The sequence below is a fragment of the Streptomyces sp. SS7 genome (genome assembly GCF_037993025.1).
In the GTDB taxonomy this organism is placed as follows: domain Bacteria; phylum Actinomycetota; class Actinomycetes; order Streptomycetales; family Streptomycetaceae; genus Streptomyces.
The window spans coordinates 1,910,538-1,926,057 of sequence record NZ_CP141223.1; the positions used below are offsets into that span (position 1 = coordinate 1,910,538).

Annotated in this window: 7 protein-coding genes and 3 pseudogenes; 2 read left to right on the plus strand and 8 right to left on the minus strand. The window is 71.1% G+C overall.

Annotated elements, in window-relative coordinates; translation table 11 throughout:
* Nucleotides 1–27: 27 nt before the first annotated feature.
* Together U5640_RS08565 and U5640_RS08570 are read right to left on the minus strand one after the other, a co-directional pair.
* A pseudogene (locus U5640_RS08565) lies at nt 28–820 on the minus strand (transposase family protein).
* Nucleotides 818–949 (minus strand): annotated as a pseudogene (locus U5640_RS08570) (tyrosine-type recombinase/integrase); the annotation flags it as partial. The pseudogenes U5640_RS08570 and U5640_RS08565, both read right to left, overlap by 3 nt.
* A 1,066-nt stretch (nt 950–2,015) precedes the next feature.
* On the opposite strand from U5640_RS08570, the pseudogene U5640_RS08575 reads away from it, so the two are divergent.
* Together U5640_RS08575 and U5640_RS08580 are read left to right on the plus strand one after the other, a co-directional pair.
* Nucleotides 2,016–5,739 (plus strand): annotated as a pseudogene (locus U5640_RS08575) (GH92 family glycosyl hydrolase).
* Entirely contained in the window at nt 5,736–7,691 is a 1,956-nt protein-coding gene (locus tag U5640_RS08580; RefSeq protein ID WP_340375187.1) for an alpha-glucuronidase, read from the plus strand. The pseudogene U5640_RS08575 and the gene U5640_RS08580 overlap by 4 nt, the downstream one beginning before the upstream one ends.
* Here U5640_RS08580 and U5640_RS08585 read toward each other — a convergent pair.
* From U5640_RS08585 to U5640_RS08610, 6 genes are read right to left on the minus strand one after another with little or no spacing between them, the layout of a single operon-like run.
* Nucleotides 7,685–9,694 carry a beta-galactosidase gene (locus tag U5640_RS08585; protein WP_340375188.1) on the minus strand — a complete coding sequence of 670 codons (2,010 nt, stop codon included), beginning with the start codon at nt 9,692–9,694 and terminating at the stop codon, nt 7,685–7,687. The two genes, U5640_RS08580 and U5640_RS08585, sit on opposite strands and share 7 nt — an antisense overlap.
* A complete protein-coding gene (locus tag U5640_RS08590) occupies nt 9,691–10,371 on the minus strand; it encodes a hypothetical protein (RefSeq protein WP_340375189.1) in 681 nt (226 codons plus the stop codon). The genes U5640_RS08585 and U5640_RS08590 overlap by 4 nt, the downstream gene beginning before the upstream one ends.
* Entirely contained in the window at nt 10,368–11,909 is a 1,542-nt protein-coding gene (locus U5640_RS08595) for a xylan 1,4-beta-xylosidase (RefSeq protein WP_340375190.1), read from the minus strand. The genes U5640_RS08590 and U5640_RS08595 overlap by 4 nt, the downstream gene beginning before the upstream one ends.
* Entirely contained in the window at nt 11,906–13,561 is a 1,656-nt protein-coding gene (locus U5640_RS08600) for an extracellular solute-binding protein (protein ID WP_340375191.1), read from the minus strand. The genes U5640_RS08595 and U5640_RS08600 overlap by 4 nt, the downstream gene beginning before the upstream one ends.
* Before the next feature lie 21 nt (nt 13,562–13,582).
* Entirely contained in the window at nt 13,583–14,467 is an 885-nt protein-coding gene (locus tag U5640_RS08605; protein WP_340375192.1) for a carbohydrate ABC transporter permease, read from the minus strand.
* Nucleotides 14,461–15,447 (minus strand): ABC transporter permease subunit, encoded by a 987-nt coding sequence (locus U5640_RS08610; protein ID WP_340375193.1) that lies wholly within the window; start codon nt 15,445–15,447, stop codon nt 14,461–14,463. The genes U5640_RS08605 and U5640_RS08610 overlap by 7 nt, the downstream gene beginning before the upstream one ends.
* Nucleotides 15,448–15,520 lie beyond the last annotated feature (73 nt).

Sequence of the window (15,520 nt, forward strand, 5' to 3'; positions counted from 1 at the left end):
GCGGTAGTCCAGCGACAAGGTCGTCCGTCAGCAGGTGACTTCCCGGTTCGTCAGCACGAGCAGGGCCCTGACCAGCGCGGTCGCCCACTTCGGGTCGGTGCGGACCTTGGTGAGGACGCGCCAGTTCTTGAGATGGGCGAAGCCGTGCTCGACCGGGGCCCGCACCGCGGCCAGTGCCTTGTTGGACAGCTTCTGGCCGCGGGTCAGGGGCCGGTTCCGGGCCGCCTTGTAGCCGCAGATCACCGCCGGGTCGGCGTCAGGAGGACCGTCGTCGAGGCCGACGAACCCCAGGTCGGCGATGGCACCGAGCCCGGCGGCCCGCAGGTGGGCGGTGAGCTTGTCGTGGCGGCAGGCGGTGATCTCGGATGTGCGTCCGGGCCGCACCGCGGAGATCCACACCAGTCGGCCCCCGGTCGTCGGTGAGCGCGATCACGAGAAGGCCATGGCATTTGTGCTTGCCCGAGTAGTTCGGCCGGTTGTCCGCCCCGGTGCGCCGGCGGGTGCGTATCAGGGAGCCGTCCAGCAGAACCACGCCACCGCCCTTTCGGGTGATCTTCTTCGACGCGCGGTCCAGGCGCGGGGCGCGGACGGCCAGCAGGCCGACGACCTCGCGCACCCACCGGCTCACGGTGGTGCGGTGCACCCCGTTCCCGCCGGCCAGATCGCCAGGCCGCTGGTGACAGCGCAGCACCGCCAGCACGATGCCGGCGATCTTCCCGGCGGGCAGCGCCCGCCACCGCGAGCCGATCTTCTTCAGGTGGCCGCGTATCAGGCCGGCGAGATAGTTCAGCACGCCCGTTGGCGCGGAGTACGGCACCACGCGCTCGCGGCGGGTCTTCGTCGTCTCCGCCCTGACCCGAAGCGTCCGGTGGGCTGGATCGACGTCGTCGGTCCGAAGCGAGCACAGTTCCTCGCGTCGCAGAGCGGCGTCGTAGGCCAGGGCGAGCATCAACCGGTTCCGTGCCGGCTCCTCGCGTACGACGTCCAGCAGGTCGAGCCACTGCTGTTCACTGGGGATCCACGGCAGCTTCCCCAGGCGGGGCACCAGGCCGCGCTCGTGGCTGCCGAACTTCCGGCCGGGCGTGTAGCGGCCGCGGCCGACTGGGTTCGACTCCCGCAGCCCTTCCTCTATCAGGTAGTCGTAGAACAGGCGGACCGGCACCAGCCGCTGCTGCAAGGTCGCGTTCGCCAGACCCGCCCCGGAGTCCAGCACGACCACGTTCGCTCCGCGGCGGCTCGGCCGCGTGGACAGGTCCTTCACGAACGCGGCCACGTGCAGCCGACCCGCGGTGATCGGATCGACGTCGTCCCGCTCGCAGATCAGCAGGTACTCGGCCAGACCCCGCGCGTACGCGTCGATCGTCCGCGGAGCCCTCCCCAGATCCGTCCACACCCGCAGCCACTCGGCCGCCCGCTCATGCCGACCCAGGACCGGCCACTTCTCCTCCAACACCACCGCGCTGCCCAACACGCCTCCTCAGCCCACGGGGACGCCGCAGGATACGAGATGGCTCCTGCTGCGTCTGATTCCACGTAACTGATAGGCGCACCGTCTGGGGGTTCATGGCCCGCTGGGCAGCCGCCAGGATCATCGGCCAGGTCTGCGACCACCTCTGAGCTTGCTCTTTTTCTTTCGGGTTCGAACAACGTCCCGAACGGGGTCACTCACCAGGGAGTTTGCCGGACGTGGGGGCGGCCTTCGTCTGATCCTGTGCTCCGACCAAGGAGCGCACGTGACCGAGACGAAGGCCGTGGTGGCGAGTCTGCCGCCGGATCCGAGTGGAGACCTCCCGGAAATATGCGGCATCCCCGGCCGGTCTGCCGGAAAAATCCGCGACACGTGCCCCGTACGGCGCAATCCACATCCTTGACACCGCCCCTCACCCGGCCCCCTACTGAGTGCTGCGCACCACATGGGACAACGTTGTCCGCAGCCCTGGTCCGGGCGGGGAGGATGCTCACGCATGCAGTGGTTCGGACGGTTACGCGCACCGGCGGTCGCGGCCGCCCTCGTCATGACGGTCGGCGCTCCGGGGGCGGCGGTCGCCGGGACGGCACACCTCCCGCGGCAGGCCCGGACGTTCGCCTCGTCGTTCGAGGCCGGCCAGCCCGCGCCGGACTGGACCAGCACCCCCGAGCGGGCCTCGGGCGTCGACGGCGGCTATGCGACCGGCGGACTGCCCGGCGAGGTGACCGACCGGGTCACCGGGGTCCGGGCGAGCGCCGAGAACACCGGGGCCGGGGAGGTGAAGGAGAACCTGGCCGACGGCGAGCCGAGCACCAAGTGGCTGACGTTCGCGGCCACCGGCTGGGCGGAGCTCGACCTGGACACCCCGGCCGCGGTGACCACGTACGCGCTCACCTCCGCCAATGACGCCGCCGAACGCGATCCGGCCGACTGGACCCTGAGCGGCTCGGCGGACGGCGCCGCCTGGACGGTCCTCGACAGCCGCTCGGGCGAGGACTTCACCGAACGGTTTCAGACGAAGACGTACACCCTCGCGGCGCCGGCCGCCTACCGGCACTTCCGGCTCGACGTCACCAGGAACCACGGCGCCGACCTCCTCCAGCTCGCCGATCTGCGCCTCGCGACGGGCGGGAGCGGCGGGCCGGTGCCGCCGGACATGCTCACCGTCGTCGACCGGGGCCCGAGCGGCTCCCCGACGGCGAAGGCGCGGGCCGGGTTCACGGGGGTGCGGGCGCTGCGGTACGCGGGGCGCCACACCGCCTCCGGGCGGGCGTACTCGTACAACAAGGTGTTCGACGTGAACGTCCGGGTCGGTGCCCGGACCCGGCTCGCGTACCGGATCTTCCCGCAGCTGGCCGACGGCGAGCGGGACTACGCGGCGACGAACGTCTCGGTCGACCTGGCCTTCACGGACGGGACCTACCTCAGCGGGCTCCGCGCGGTGGACCGGTACGGCTTCCCGCTGTCGCCGCGCGGGCAGGGCGCGGCGAAGGTCCTGTACGTCAACCAGTGGAACGACGTGGAGTCGGCGATCGGGTCCGTGGCGGCCGGAAGGACGGTGGACCGGATCCTGGTGGCCTACGACTCCCCCGGCGGCCCGGCGCGGTTCCGCGGCTGGGTGGACGACATCACCCTGGGCCCGGCCGCCCCGGAGCCGGTGCGGGCGCACCCGTCGGACTACGCGGTGACCACGCGCGGGACGAACTCCAGCGGGGGCTTCTCGCGGGGCAACACCTTCCCGGCGACGGCCGTGCCGCACGGGTTCAACTTCTGGACCCCGGTGACGAACGCGTCCTCGCTGAGCTGGCTGTACGACTACGCGCGCGGGAACAACGCGGACAATCTGCCCACCATCCAGGCGTTCAGCGCGAGTCACGAGCCGAGCCCGTGGATGGGCGACCGGCAGACCTTCCAGGTGATGCCGTCGGCCGCGGCGGGCACCCCCGACACCGGGCGGACGGCACGGGCGCTGGCCTTCCGGCACTCGCACGAGACCGCGCGGCCGTACTACTACGGGGTGCGGTTCGAGAACGGTCTCACGGCGGAGATGGCGCCGACCGACCACGCGGCCGCCCTGCGCTTCACCTATCCGGGCTCCGACGCGAGCGTCCTGTTCGACAACGTCACCGACCAGGCCGGGCTGACGCTCGACCGGGCCTCCGGGGTCGTCACCGGCTACTCGGACGTGAAGTCCGGGCTGTCGACGGGCGCGACGCGGCTGTTCGTGTACGGCGAGTTCGACGCGCCGGTCACGGACGGGGCGTCGAGCGGGGTGAAGGGCTACCTGCGGTTCGACGCGGGCGCCGACCGGACGGTCACCCTGAAGCTGGCCACCTCGCTGATCGGCCTCGACCAGGCGAAGGACAACCTGCGCCAGGAGATCCCGGACGGCACCGGCTTCGAGACGGTGAAGCAGCGGGCGCGGCAGCAGTGGGACGCCCTGCTCGGCAGGGTCGAGGTCGAGGGAGCGACCCAGGACCAGCTTCACCACGCTCCACTCCAGTCTCTACCGGCTGTACCTCTACCCCAACTCCGGCTTCGAGAAGATCGGTTCGACGTACCGGTACGCCTCGCCGTTCTCGCCCATGGTGAGCCAGGACACCCCGACGCACACCGGCGCGAAGATCGTGGACGGCAAGGTGTACGTCAACAACGGCTTCTGGGACACCTATCGCACGACCTGGCCCGCGTACGCGCTGCTGACGCCCACTCAGGCCGGCGTGCTGACCGACGGGTTCGTGCAGCAGTACAAGGACGGCGGCTGGACGTCGCGCTGGTCCTCGCCCGGGTACGCCGACCTGATGACCGGCACCTCCTCGGACGTGGCCTTCGCCGACGCGTACGTCAAGGGCGTCCGCTTCGACGCGAAGGCGGCCTACGAGGCGGCACTGAAGAACGCCACCGTCGTCCCGCCGTCCCCGGGCGTGGGCCGCAAGGGCATGGCGACCTCCCCCTTCCTCGGCTACACGAGCACGGCCACCCCCGAGGGCCTGTCCTGGGCCCTGGAGGGCTACCTCAACGACTACGGCATCGCCCGCATGGGCGAGGCCCTGTACCGCAGGACCGGCGAGCGGCGGTACGCGGAGGAGTCGGCGTACTTCCTCAACCGCGCCCGGGGGTACGTGAACCTGTTCGACACCCGGGCGGGCTTCTTCCAGGGCCGCGACGAGGACGGCTCCTGGCGTGTCGAGTCGTCGCGGTACGACCCGCGGGTGTGGGGCTACGACTACACCGAGACCAACGGCTGGGGCTATGCCTTCACCGCCCCGCAGGACAGCCGGGGCCTCGCCAACCTGTACGGCGGCCGGGCCGGCCTGGCGCGCAAACTCGACACGTACTTCGCGACCCCCGAGACCGCCTCGCCCGAGTTCGCGGGCTCCTACGGCGGGGTCATCCACGAGATGACGGAGGCCCGGGACGTCCGGATGGGCATGTACGGGCACTCCAACCAGGTCGCCCACCACGCGCTCTACATGTACGACGCGGCGGGGCAGCCCTGGAAGACGCAGGCGAGGGTCCGCGAGGTGCTGTCGCGGCTGTACACCGGGAGCGCGATCGGACAGGGCTACCACGGCGACGAGGACAACGGCGAGCAGTCGGCCTGGTACCTGTTCTCCGCGCTCGGCTTCTACCCACTGGTGATGGGGGGCGGCGAGTACGCCGTCGGCTCCCCGCTGTTCACCAGGGCGACCGTGCACCTGGAGAACGGCAGGGACCTCGTGGTGAAGGCCCCGAAGAACAGCGCGCGGAACGTCTACGTCCAGGGGCTGAAGGTCAACGGCCGTACCTGGACGTCGACTTCGCTCCCCCACTCACTCCTCGCCCGGGGCGGGACCCTGGAGTTCGCCATGGGGCCGCGCCCCTCGGCGTGGGGCAGCGGGAAGGACGCGGCGCCCGCGTCGATCACCCGCGACGACCGGGTGCCGACGCCCCGCGCCGACACGCTCACCGGCTCCGGCGCCCTGACCGACGACACCTCCGCGACGGCCGCGACCGTGTCCGGCGCGGTCACCCTGCGGGCCGGGGGCGTCACCAAGGCCGTGCAGTACACGCTGACCTCCGCCGAGCGGGCGAAGGCGCCCACGGGCTGGAGGCTGGAGGGCTCCGCCGACGGGACGACGTGGCGGACCCTGGACCGCCGCACCGGGCAGACCTTCGCCTGGGACCGGCAGACGCGGGCGTTCGGCGTGCCGTCACCGGGTAGGTACGCGAGGTACCGCTTGGTGTTCGACGGTGAAGTCCGTCTGTCCGAGGTGGAGTTGCTCTCTTGAACGGGATCGATCCCGGCTGGCTGCCCCCGGAGGTCTTCCGGCCGCTGGGGACCCGGCGCGTCCTGGTCAGGGGCTCCGGCCCGCTGGTCGACACCGTGCGCCGTGAAGTGTCCGACGCCTGCGCACGGTTCGGCGGGCAGATCGTCCACGACGGTCCCCGCGACCTCCTGCTGGAGACGGCCGACGGCGGACCCGCGGGCGAGGAGGAGGGTTTCACGGTCGTCCGGGAGGACGGCACGACGACGGTCACCGCCTCCACCGGGCACGGGCTCCTCCACGGCCTGTTCGAGGTCGTACGGCTCGGCGAGGCGGCCTTCTCGGGCGCCTTCCCCCGCGAGGCCCGTCGTCCCGCGACGGCCCTGCGCATGCTCGACCACTGGGACAACGTGGCCGTGCACCCGGTCATGGGCCAGGTGGAGCGCGGCTACGCGGGCGGTTCGCTGTTCTGGCGGGACGGCCGGGCGCGGGAGGACTTCGCGCGGGTCCGGGCGTACGCGCGGCTGCTGGCCGCGTGCGGGATCAACGCCGTGTGCGTCAACAACGTCAATGTGCACGAGGCCGAGGCGAGGCTGCTGACCGACCGGATCGGCGATGTCGCGGCGATCGCCGCCGAGTTGCGGCCGTACGGCATCCGTACGCATCTGGCGGTGACCTTCGCCGCGCCGGTCGTGCTCGGCGGGCTGTCCACCGCCGATCCGCTCCGGCAGGAGGTGCGGGAGTGGTGGGCGGGGGCCGTGCGCGGGGTGTACGCGGTGATCCCCGACTTCGGCGGGTTCGTGGTGAAGGCCGACTCAGAGGGCCGGCCGGGGCCGTTCGCCTACGGGCGCGGTCACGCGGACGGAGCGAACCTGCTGGCCGGCGCGCTCGCCCCGTACGGCGGCACGGTGCACTGGCGGGCCTTCGTCTACGACCACCGGCAGGACTGGCGGGACCGCGGCACGGACCGGGCGCGGGCGGCGTACGACCATTTCGCGCCGCTGGACGGGGAGTTCGCCGACAACGCGGTGCTCCAGGTCAAGCACGGGCCGATGGACTTCCAGGTGCGCGAGCCGGTCTCACCGGTGCTCGGGGCGCTCACGCGGACCCGGACCGCGGTGGAGGTGCAGGCCACCCAGGAGTACACCGGGCAGCAGCGGCACGTGTGCTGGCTCGGGCCGATGTGGAGCGAGGTGCTGCGGTTCCGGCCGCGCGGCGAGGACGGGCCGAGCGTGGGCGGGTCGGCGCGCGATCTCGTCGCGGTGTCGAACGTGGGCGACGATCCGTTCTGGACGGGGCATCCGCTGGCCCAGGCGAACCTGTACACGTTCGGCAGGCTGGCCTGGCGGCCGGACGCCGATCCGTACCGCGTCCTGGACGAGTGGATCGGCCTGACCTTCCCATCCGCGCCGCGACGGCTGGCAGACGGGCTGCACGCGGTGCTGGACGGCTCCTGGCGGACGTACGAGAAGTACACGGCCCCGCTCGGGGTGGGGTTCATGGTGCAGCCCGGACACCACTACGGGCCGAACGTCGACGGCTACGAGTACAGCCCGTGGGGCACCTACCACTTCGCCGACCGCGACGGTGTCGGCGTCGACCGCAGCGCCGCGACCGGGACGGGGTACGCGGCCCAGTACGCCGCGCCGTGGGCCGAGGTGTACGAGTCCGTCGCGCGCTGTCCCGACGAGCTGCTGCTGTTCTTCCACCATGTGCCCTACGGGCATGTGCTCAGGAGCGGGAAGACCGTGATCCAGCACATCTACGACACGCACTTCGAGGGGGTCGAGGAGGCCGAGGAGGCCCGCCGGGTGTGGGCGGGCCTCGCCGGACTGATGGCACCGGCCCGGCACCGGCGGGTGGCGGAGCTGTTCGAGGAGCAGGTGCGCGGTGCCCGTGAGTGGCGCGATCAGATCAACAGCTACTTCTTCCGCAAGTCCGGGGTGCCGGACGAGCGGGGGCGGACCGTCTACTGAAGGCGCAGCACGACCGCGCCGAGCGGGTCGAGGGTCAGTACCTCCCCCTGCTCGACCCGCTTGCCGGTGAGGAGTTCGGTCGCGGTGGCGTGCGCGGTCAGCGGGGCGGCTTCCCGGGCGTGGTTGAGGAGGAAGAGGAGCCGGGTGCCGTCGGGGGCGACGCGCTGCGCGGCCTCCACGGTGGGGTGCCCGGCGTACGGGCCGTGCAGGCCGTGCCGGGCGAGGACACGGTGCACGACCCGGTCCACGCCCGGCTGGTCGAGGGCGGTCGCGACGTACCACGCCTCGCCCTTGCCGTACGCGTGGCGGGTCACCGCCGGGGTGCCCGCGTAGAAGTCCGTGCCGTAGGTGGCGACGGTCTCCGCTCCCCGGGGGAGCACGATCTCGAAGACGAGCCGCGCCGTCGCCCGCAGTTCGGGCACGGTCTGGACGAACTCCGCGGGCCGGGCGTCCCATTCGTCGATCCGGACGCCCATGAGGTCGGCGAGCGGGCCGGGGACGTCGGTGAGGAAGGCGCGGTCGTGTTCGTCGACCCGGCCGGAGAGGAAGGTCGCAAGGACGGTGCCGCCGCGGGCGGCGACGGCTTCGAGGCGGGGGGCGAGGTCCGCCTTGACCAGGTGCAGGACGGGGGCGAGCACCACGTCGTACGGCGTCAGGTCCGCGCCCTGCGGTACGACGTCCAGGTCGGCGCCGGCCGCGCGGGCGGCCCCGTAGTAGGCGTGGACGGTCTCCTGGTACCCGACCAGCCGCGAAGGGCCGTCGGACATCTCCAGGGCCCACCAGCTGTCCCAGTCGAAGAGCAGGGCGGTGCGGGCGGGCGTGCGGGCCCCGAGGGTCACCGGGCCCAGCAGCTCCAGCTCCTTGCCCAGGTCGGCCACTTCGCCGAAGACGCGGGTGTCGTCCCGGCCCGCGTGGCCGATCACCGCGCCGTGGTACTTCTCGCAGGCGCCGCGCGAGGCCCGCAGCTGGAAGAAGAGGGCTGCGTCGGCGCCGTGGGCGACCGCCTGGAAGGTGGCCAGGCGCAGCTCCCCCGGCCGCCGCAGCGGGTTGACGTCACGGCATGCCGTCGTCGACGGGGTCTGTTCCATCAGCCAGAAAGGGGCGCCGTCCTTGAGCCCCCGCATCAGGTCGTGGCCGAGCGCGGACCAGGTCGGCGGGGCGTCGAGGGGCGGATAGCAGTCCCAGGAGGCGAAGTCGAGGTGGGGCGCCCAGCGGTGGTAGTCGACCGGGCGGTACATGCCCATGAAGTTGGTGGTCACCGGCGTTTCGGGGTCGTGGCGCCGGATCGCCTCCTTCTCGGCGGTGAAGCAGCCGAGAAGGGCGTCGGTCATGAAGCGCCGGTAGTCGAGGGTGATGCCCTGGAGGGCGGTGTGGTCGGGGCCGCGCCAGTGCTCGGTGAGGGCGCTCGGCGGCTCGATCTGGTCCCAGTCGGTGTAGCGGTGCGACCAGAAGGCCGTCCACCAGGCGTCGTTCAGGGCGGCGAGGCTGCCGTGCCGCTCCCGCAGCCAGTGGCGGAAGGCCGTGCCGCACAGGTCGCAGTAACAGGCGCCGCCGTACTCGTTGTTGACGTGCCAGGCGAGCAGCGCCGGGTGTGCGGCGTACCGTTCGGCGAGGCGCTCGGCCAGGGCGGTGGCCGTCCGGCGGTAGGCGGGTGAGCTGGGGCAGAAGTTGTGGCGCTGGCCGTAGCGGTGCCGGCGGCCCTCGAAGTCGGTGCGGTTGACCTCGGGGTACCGCGCGGCGAGCCAGGGCGGGAGGGCGGCGGTGCCGGTGGCGAGGCAGACCTGGCGGCCCGCGGCGGCGGCGCGGTCCAGGACGCCGTCGAGCGCGGTGAAGTCGTAGACATCCTCGGCCGGTTGGCTGAGGGACCAGAGGAAGACCCCGACGGTGAGGGTGTCGATGCCGGCGCGGGTGAACAGCCGGTGGTCCTCGTCCTGGACCTCCTGCGGCCACTGCTCGGGGTTGTAGTCGCCGCCATAGGGGATCTTGGGGCTCTGCGGGCTCATGCGGTGAACTCCTCCTGGGTCTCGGCGGTCACCGGGCGGCCGGCGTGCAGCAGGGAGAGCAGCAGCGGGGCGGCGAGCAGGGCGGGCAGGGCCTCGGTGAGCAGGGCGGTCAGTCCGGCGGCGAGGACGAGCAGGGAGCCGAAGGCCAGGGTGACCTTCCCGTGCCGGAGCGTGAAGTACGCGGCGAGGCGGGCGGTGTCGCGGGCGCGGAAGGTGAACAGCGAGGTGAGGAGGAGGGCGTGGGCGCCCCAGAGCAGGGAGCCGACGCCGATGAGCGCGAGCAGGGCCGCCCACCAGCGGGGCAGACCGGTGGCGGTGAAGTGGGTGAGGGTGAAGGCGATCACGGTCAGCCAGGCCAGCAGTGGGGTCCAGAGCCGGAGGGCGGGGACGGCGTTGAGCCGCCAGCCCCGGCCGTAGGCCCGGGCGGGGTGCAGGTCGGTCAGGTCGCGGCTGCGGTGGTGGAGGGCGTACAGCGCGGCGGTGGCGGCGGGGCCGAGCGGCAGCAGACACAGGGCGGCGAGGGGCAGGTTGGCGGGGTCGGGCCCGAGGAGGAACAGGCCGGCGACGCCGGGGGCGGCCGCGACGAGGAACAGGGCCTCGACGGTGAGCAGGGTGTGGACCAGGGCGGCGGCGCGGGAGAGGACTCCGGTGCCGAAGTCGGTCGCCGTGGCGCTCACGCGGGCTCCCGGCCCAGCAGCCGTCGCGCGTCCCACCACGGTGGGGTCTCGTCCTCCACCGGGGTCAGTTCGACGAGGGTGATCTCATGGCAGGCCAGGGTCAGGTCCAGCTCGGTGCGGCCGTCGTGGACGGGCAGCCGTCCGTGGGTGCGGGCGGGCTCGGCGGCCTCGTGCAGGACGTCGAGCTGCGCGCGGCCCGGGGAGCGGGGGCTGCCCATGTGCCGCCAGGCGGTGCAGGCGTTCCCCCGTTCCTCGTCCACGGTCGACCGGCGCACGAAGACCTCGCCCCCGCCCCCGTCGCCCTCGCCGTCCCGGGCGTTCGGCCCCACCGGCAGCGACAGCCGCAGGGCGTGTCCGGCGGCGCCCTCCGTCGCGCCGGTCGGGTCGACCGGTGCCCAGGCGAGGACGGTGACGCGGCCGTCCCGGTGGCGGGTGACGAGATGGTCGTCGCCGCGGGCGAGCAGGTCGGGGCCCATCCGGGCCATGAACGCGTACAGGTGGTGGACGGGCTTGCGGACCTGCCGGTGGGTGAGCAGCCCGAAGCCGCCGTGGAAGAGGGCGGTGGGGACCCCGGCCTCCTCGAACATGTCGCTGAACGTCCAGTAGGAGAACGAGTCGACGTGGTCTCCGCCCCGGGCCAGCACGGGGGCGAGATAGGCGGCCTGGAAGGCGGTGTCGTGGATCGCGTTGTCGGGGCAGTAGGAGGAGTTGAACTCGGTGATGTGCACCGGGAGTCCGGCCAGCCGGGTGCCCTTGAGACGCTCCCGCGGGGTGGCGAACTGGTCCAGCAGGTCGGTCGCCGGGGCCAGGGTCTGATGGACCCCGAACGGCACGCGCTGGGCGGGTCCGGAGGTGTAGGCGTGCTTGGAGACGAAGTCGACGGGCACCTCGCGGTGCGCGGCGAACTCGGCGAACCGGTCCAGCCAGTCGTCGGCGCCCGGGGAGATCGCGGGGCCGCCGACCTGGAGCCCGGCGTCCACCTCCTTCACGGTGTGCGCGGTCACCTCGTACAGCCGGTGGTACGCCCGCTCGTCCGCGCCCTGCCAGAAGTCGGCGAGGTTGGGCTCGTTCCAGACCTCGATCGGCCAGGTGCGCACCTCGTCGACGCCGTAGCGGTCCACCAGGTGGCGCAGGGTCGCACGGACCAGGTCGGCCCATTCCCGGTGCGAGCGGGGCGGGGTCACATGGCCCCGCCACCAGAAGACCGTCTGGTCACCGGAGGCCAGCTCCGCCGGCATGAAGCCGAGTTCGAGGAACGGGCGGATGCCGAGCGCAAGCCAGGCGTCGATGACCTGGTCGACATAGGTGAAGGAGTGGTGGACGTGCCGGGTGCCCGCGTGCTCGTAGGGGCGGTACACGCCCATGCCGTCGCTCAGCAGGCCGTGGCCGCGGATGTACCGGAACCCGATGTCGCGCTGGAGGAGGGCGAGGGAGTCCTGGTAGTCGCGGCGCAGGGCGAGTTCGATGCGGCCGGTGCCGACACAGGTCCGCCAGGCGTCGGAGAGCCGGCCGGCCGGGGCGGCGGGGACGCGGATCACCCGTTCTCCTTCGTGAAGCGGTCGCGTGCCTGGTTGTGCAGGTCGACGAGCCGGTCCATGTTCTTGGCCTTCAGCTCCCCGACGTAGGAGTCCCACTCGGACAGGGGGCGCTTGCCGAGGGCGAACTTCAGGGTGTTCTGGACGACGTGGTCGCGCAGCGGGGTGTCCCAGAGGGTGGCCTGTTCCTGGTCCATGGACCGCAGGGGATGGGCGGGGCCGATGGGCAGTTGTCGGCGCTGGGCCATGGCGTCCTGGAACTTCCTCTCGTCGGGGCCGAAGGAGGAGGAGACCAGGGCCCAGCTGCCGCCGTAGGTGAAGACGCCGTTGAAGAAGCCGTAGTCCTTCTGGAGGTCCTTCGGGGCGTCCGGGTCGGAGCCCATCAGGCTGATGCCGGGCTTCGGCGCGTAGGTGTCGCCGGAGCGGGTGTACGTGGTGCCCTCGACCCCCCACTTGGCGAAGCGCTGGCCCTCGTCGGAGTACCAGAGCCAGTCCATGAACTGGATCATCGCGACGAAGGTGTCGCTCTTGAGGGCCTTGCTGGAGATCATGACGCCGTTCTCCAGCCGGGCTCCGCCGATCACCACCGGGCCGGCCGGCCCGAGCGGCACCGGGACCATCTCGATCTTCGCGCCCTTGACCTGCTTCTCCAGGTTGTAGCGGTAGTTCTGGACCAGCTCCTGCGGATTGGCGCTGATCGCGAAGGACTTCTCGCCGAGCAGTTTCTGCACCGCGTCGTCGTCGGTCTGGGTGAAGCTCTCGGGGTCGATCAGCTTCTCGGCGACCAGCTTCGCCAGGTACTCGACCATCTGGCGGTAGCCGTCCGAGGCGCCGGTGAAGACGAAGGCGTCCTTCTCGGCGTCCCAGCTGATGTTGTCGTACGTCCAGCCGGCCCTGACGCCGTGGGCCTGACCGAGGTAGCTCATCAACGCAGCCGCCGGATACGGGGTGTTGATGCTCCAGCGGTCGGAGAGCGGATAGCGGTCGGGATACTCGGCGCGGATGGCCCGGAAGACCTCGTACACCTGGTCCCAGGTGGTGGGCAGGGCCAGGCCCAGCTTCTCCAGGACGTCGGTGCGCAGCGACAGCGAGTAGCCCGACTTGGCCTTCTCGTGCAGTCCGGCCAGCAGGTAGTACTTGCCGTCGGCCTGGCGGATGGAGTCGAGTTCCGGCTCCAGCTTCCACTTTCTGACCTTGTCCCGGTAGTTGGGCATCAGGTGCACGTACTCGCTGACCGGGAGGATCGCCCCGGAGGAGACGAAGGCGACCTCGGAGGGGTGGTACGTCTTGGGGATCAGGAAGGGGGCGTCGCCCGCGCCGATGAGGACGCTGCGCTTCTTCTCGTAGTCGGCCAGCGGGACCGCGACCGGCTTGAGGGTGACGCCGGTGCGCCGGGTGAGTTCCTTCCAGAACAACCAGTCGTTCTTCAGCGGGTAGGTGGGGTTGTTGTTGTGCAGCACCGAGAACGACAGCGGCTTGGCCGCCTTGAACTGCTCGCCGACGCGGTACTCCTTCATCGCGCCGTTTCGCTTCTTGGAGAGGTCCTTTGAGTCCCCTCCGTCGTCGCCGCTGCCGCAGCCGGTGAGCCCGGCGAGGCCGATGAACCCGGCGGCGGCCAGGATCTGACGCCGCGACAGCTGACCTGCGTTCTTCACGGATACTCCCTAGTTGGGCGCTCAGCCCTTGACGGCGCCGAGCATCACGCCGGAGACGAAGTAGCGCTGGACGAACGGGTACACGCAGAGGATGGGCAGCGAGGTGAGCACGATGGTGACCGCCTGGATGTTGGCGCCGACCTGGCTGAGCTGCTCACTGGCGGCGCCCGCGTTGCCGCCGGTGGTGGCGCCCGCGATCATGTTCCGCAGATAGACCGTGACCGGCATCAGCTCGGTGCGGTCCATGTAGAGGTAGGCCGAGAACCAGGAGTTCCAGAAGGACACCGAGTAGAAGAGCACCATCGTCGCGATGACCGCCTTGGACAGCGGCAGCACGATCCTCAGCAGGATGCCGTAGGTGGTGAGCCCGTCGATCTCGGCGGCCTCCTCCAGTTCGGTGGGCAGCCCCTCGAAGAAGGCCTTCATCACCAGCAGGTTGAAGACGCTGATCGCGTTGGGCAGGGCGATCGCCCACACGGAGTTCTTCAGGCCGAGACTGGTGACCAGGACGTAGTTCGGGATCAGTCCGCCGCTGAAGAACATGGTGAACACGGCCACACCGACCAGGACGCCCCGTCCCTTGAGGTGCCGCTTCGACAGGACATAGGCGTAACAGGTGGTCAGGACCATGGCGACGACCGTCGAGACCACCGTGTAGAGCACGGTGTTGCCGTAGTTGCGCCAGAACGTCGTGTCGTGGAAGACGATGTCGTACGTGGTGAGGTTGAACCCCTTGGGCCACAGGGTCACCTCACCGGCGCGGATCTGGCGCTCCCCGCTGAAGGAGCGGGCGACGATGTTGACGAACGGGTACAGGGTCACCAGCACGACCAGGGTCAGGACCAGCCCGTTGACGCCCTGGAAGACCCGGTAGGAGCGGCTCTCCCGCCGGGCCGGCCTCACCACAGGCTCGTCCCCACCGTGCGGCGCGAGAGCTGGTTCGCGGAGGTCACCAGCACCAGTCCGATGAACGCCTCGAACAGGCCGATCGCGGCGGCGTAGCTGAAGCTGTTGGACTCCACGCCGGCGCGGTAGAGGTAGGTGGAGACCACGTCGGCCGTCGGATAGGTCAGCGCGTTGTACAGCAGCAGGATCTTCTCGAAGCCGACCGCCATGAAGGTGCCGATGTTGAGGATCAGCAGGGTGATCATGGTGGGGCGGATGCCGGGCAGGGTGACGTGCCAGATCTGCTGCCAGCGGTTGGCGCCGTCGATGCGGGCGGCCTCGTAGAGGTCCTCGTCGATCGTGGTGAGGGCGGCGAGGTAGAGGATCGTGCCCCAGCCGGCGGTCTGCCAGATCTCCGAGCCGACGTAGACGGTGCGGAACCAGCCGGGTTCCTGGACGAACCGGATCGCGTCGTGGCCGAACCAGCCGAGGACGTGGTTGACCGGGCCGTCCACGGCGAGCATCTGGAGGGTGATCCCGGCGACGATCACGATCGACAGGAAGTGCGGCAGATACGACACCGACTGCACGAACCGCTTCAGCGAGCGCCGGCGCACCTCGTTGAGCAGCAGCGCCAGCACGATCGGGACCGGGAAGCAGAACAGCAGGGTCAGCGCGCCCAGCCAGAGGGTGTTGCGGAAGACCTGCCAGAAGGTGGGGTCGGACAGGAACATCCGCACGTAGCGCAGCCCCACCCACTGCTCCCCGAGAAGGGAGCCGCCCGGTTCGAACCGGCGGAACGCGATGACGTTGCCGATCATCGGCAGATAGCGGAAGACCAGGAAGAACAGCAGCGGCAGCACGGCCAGCGAGTACAGCCGCCAGTCGCGGCGCAGCGCTCTGCGCCACCCGGGACGCCGGGGCGGCGGGTCGGGGCGGACGGGTGCCCGGGGCGGGTGCTGGGTGCCGGGCGGTGGGGCCGGTGTGGTGGAGGTGCTCATGCTCGGGCCTCCCGTGACGGGAACGCGATACCGAAACTTTCGAGCTTCTTACCGGTAACTTCGCGGCAACTTA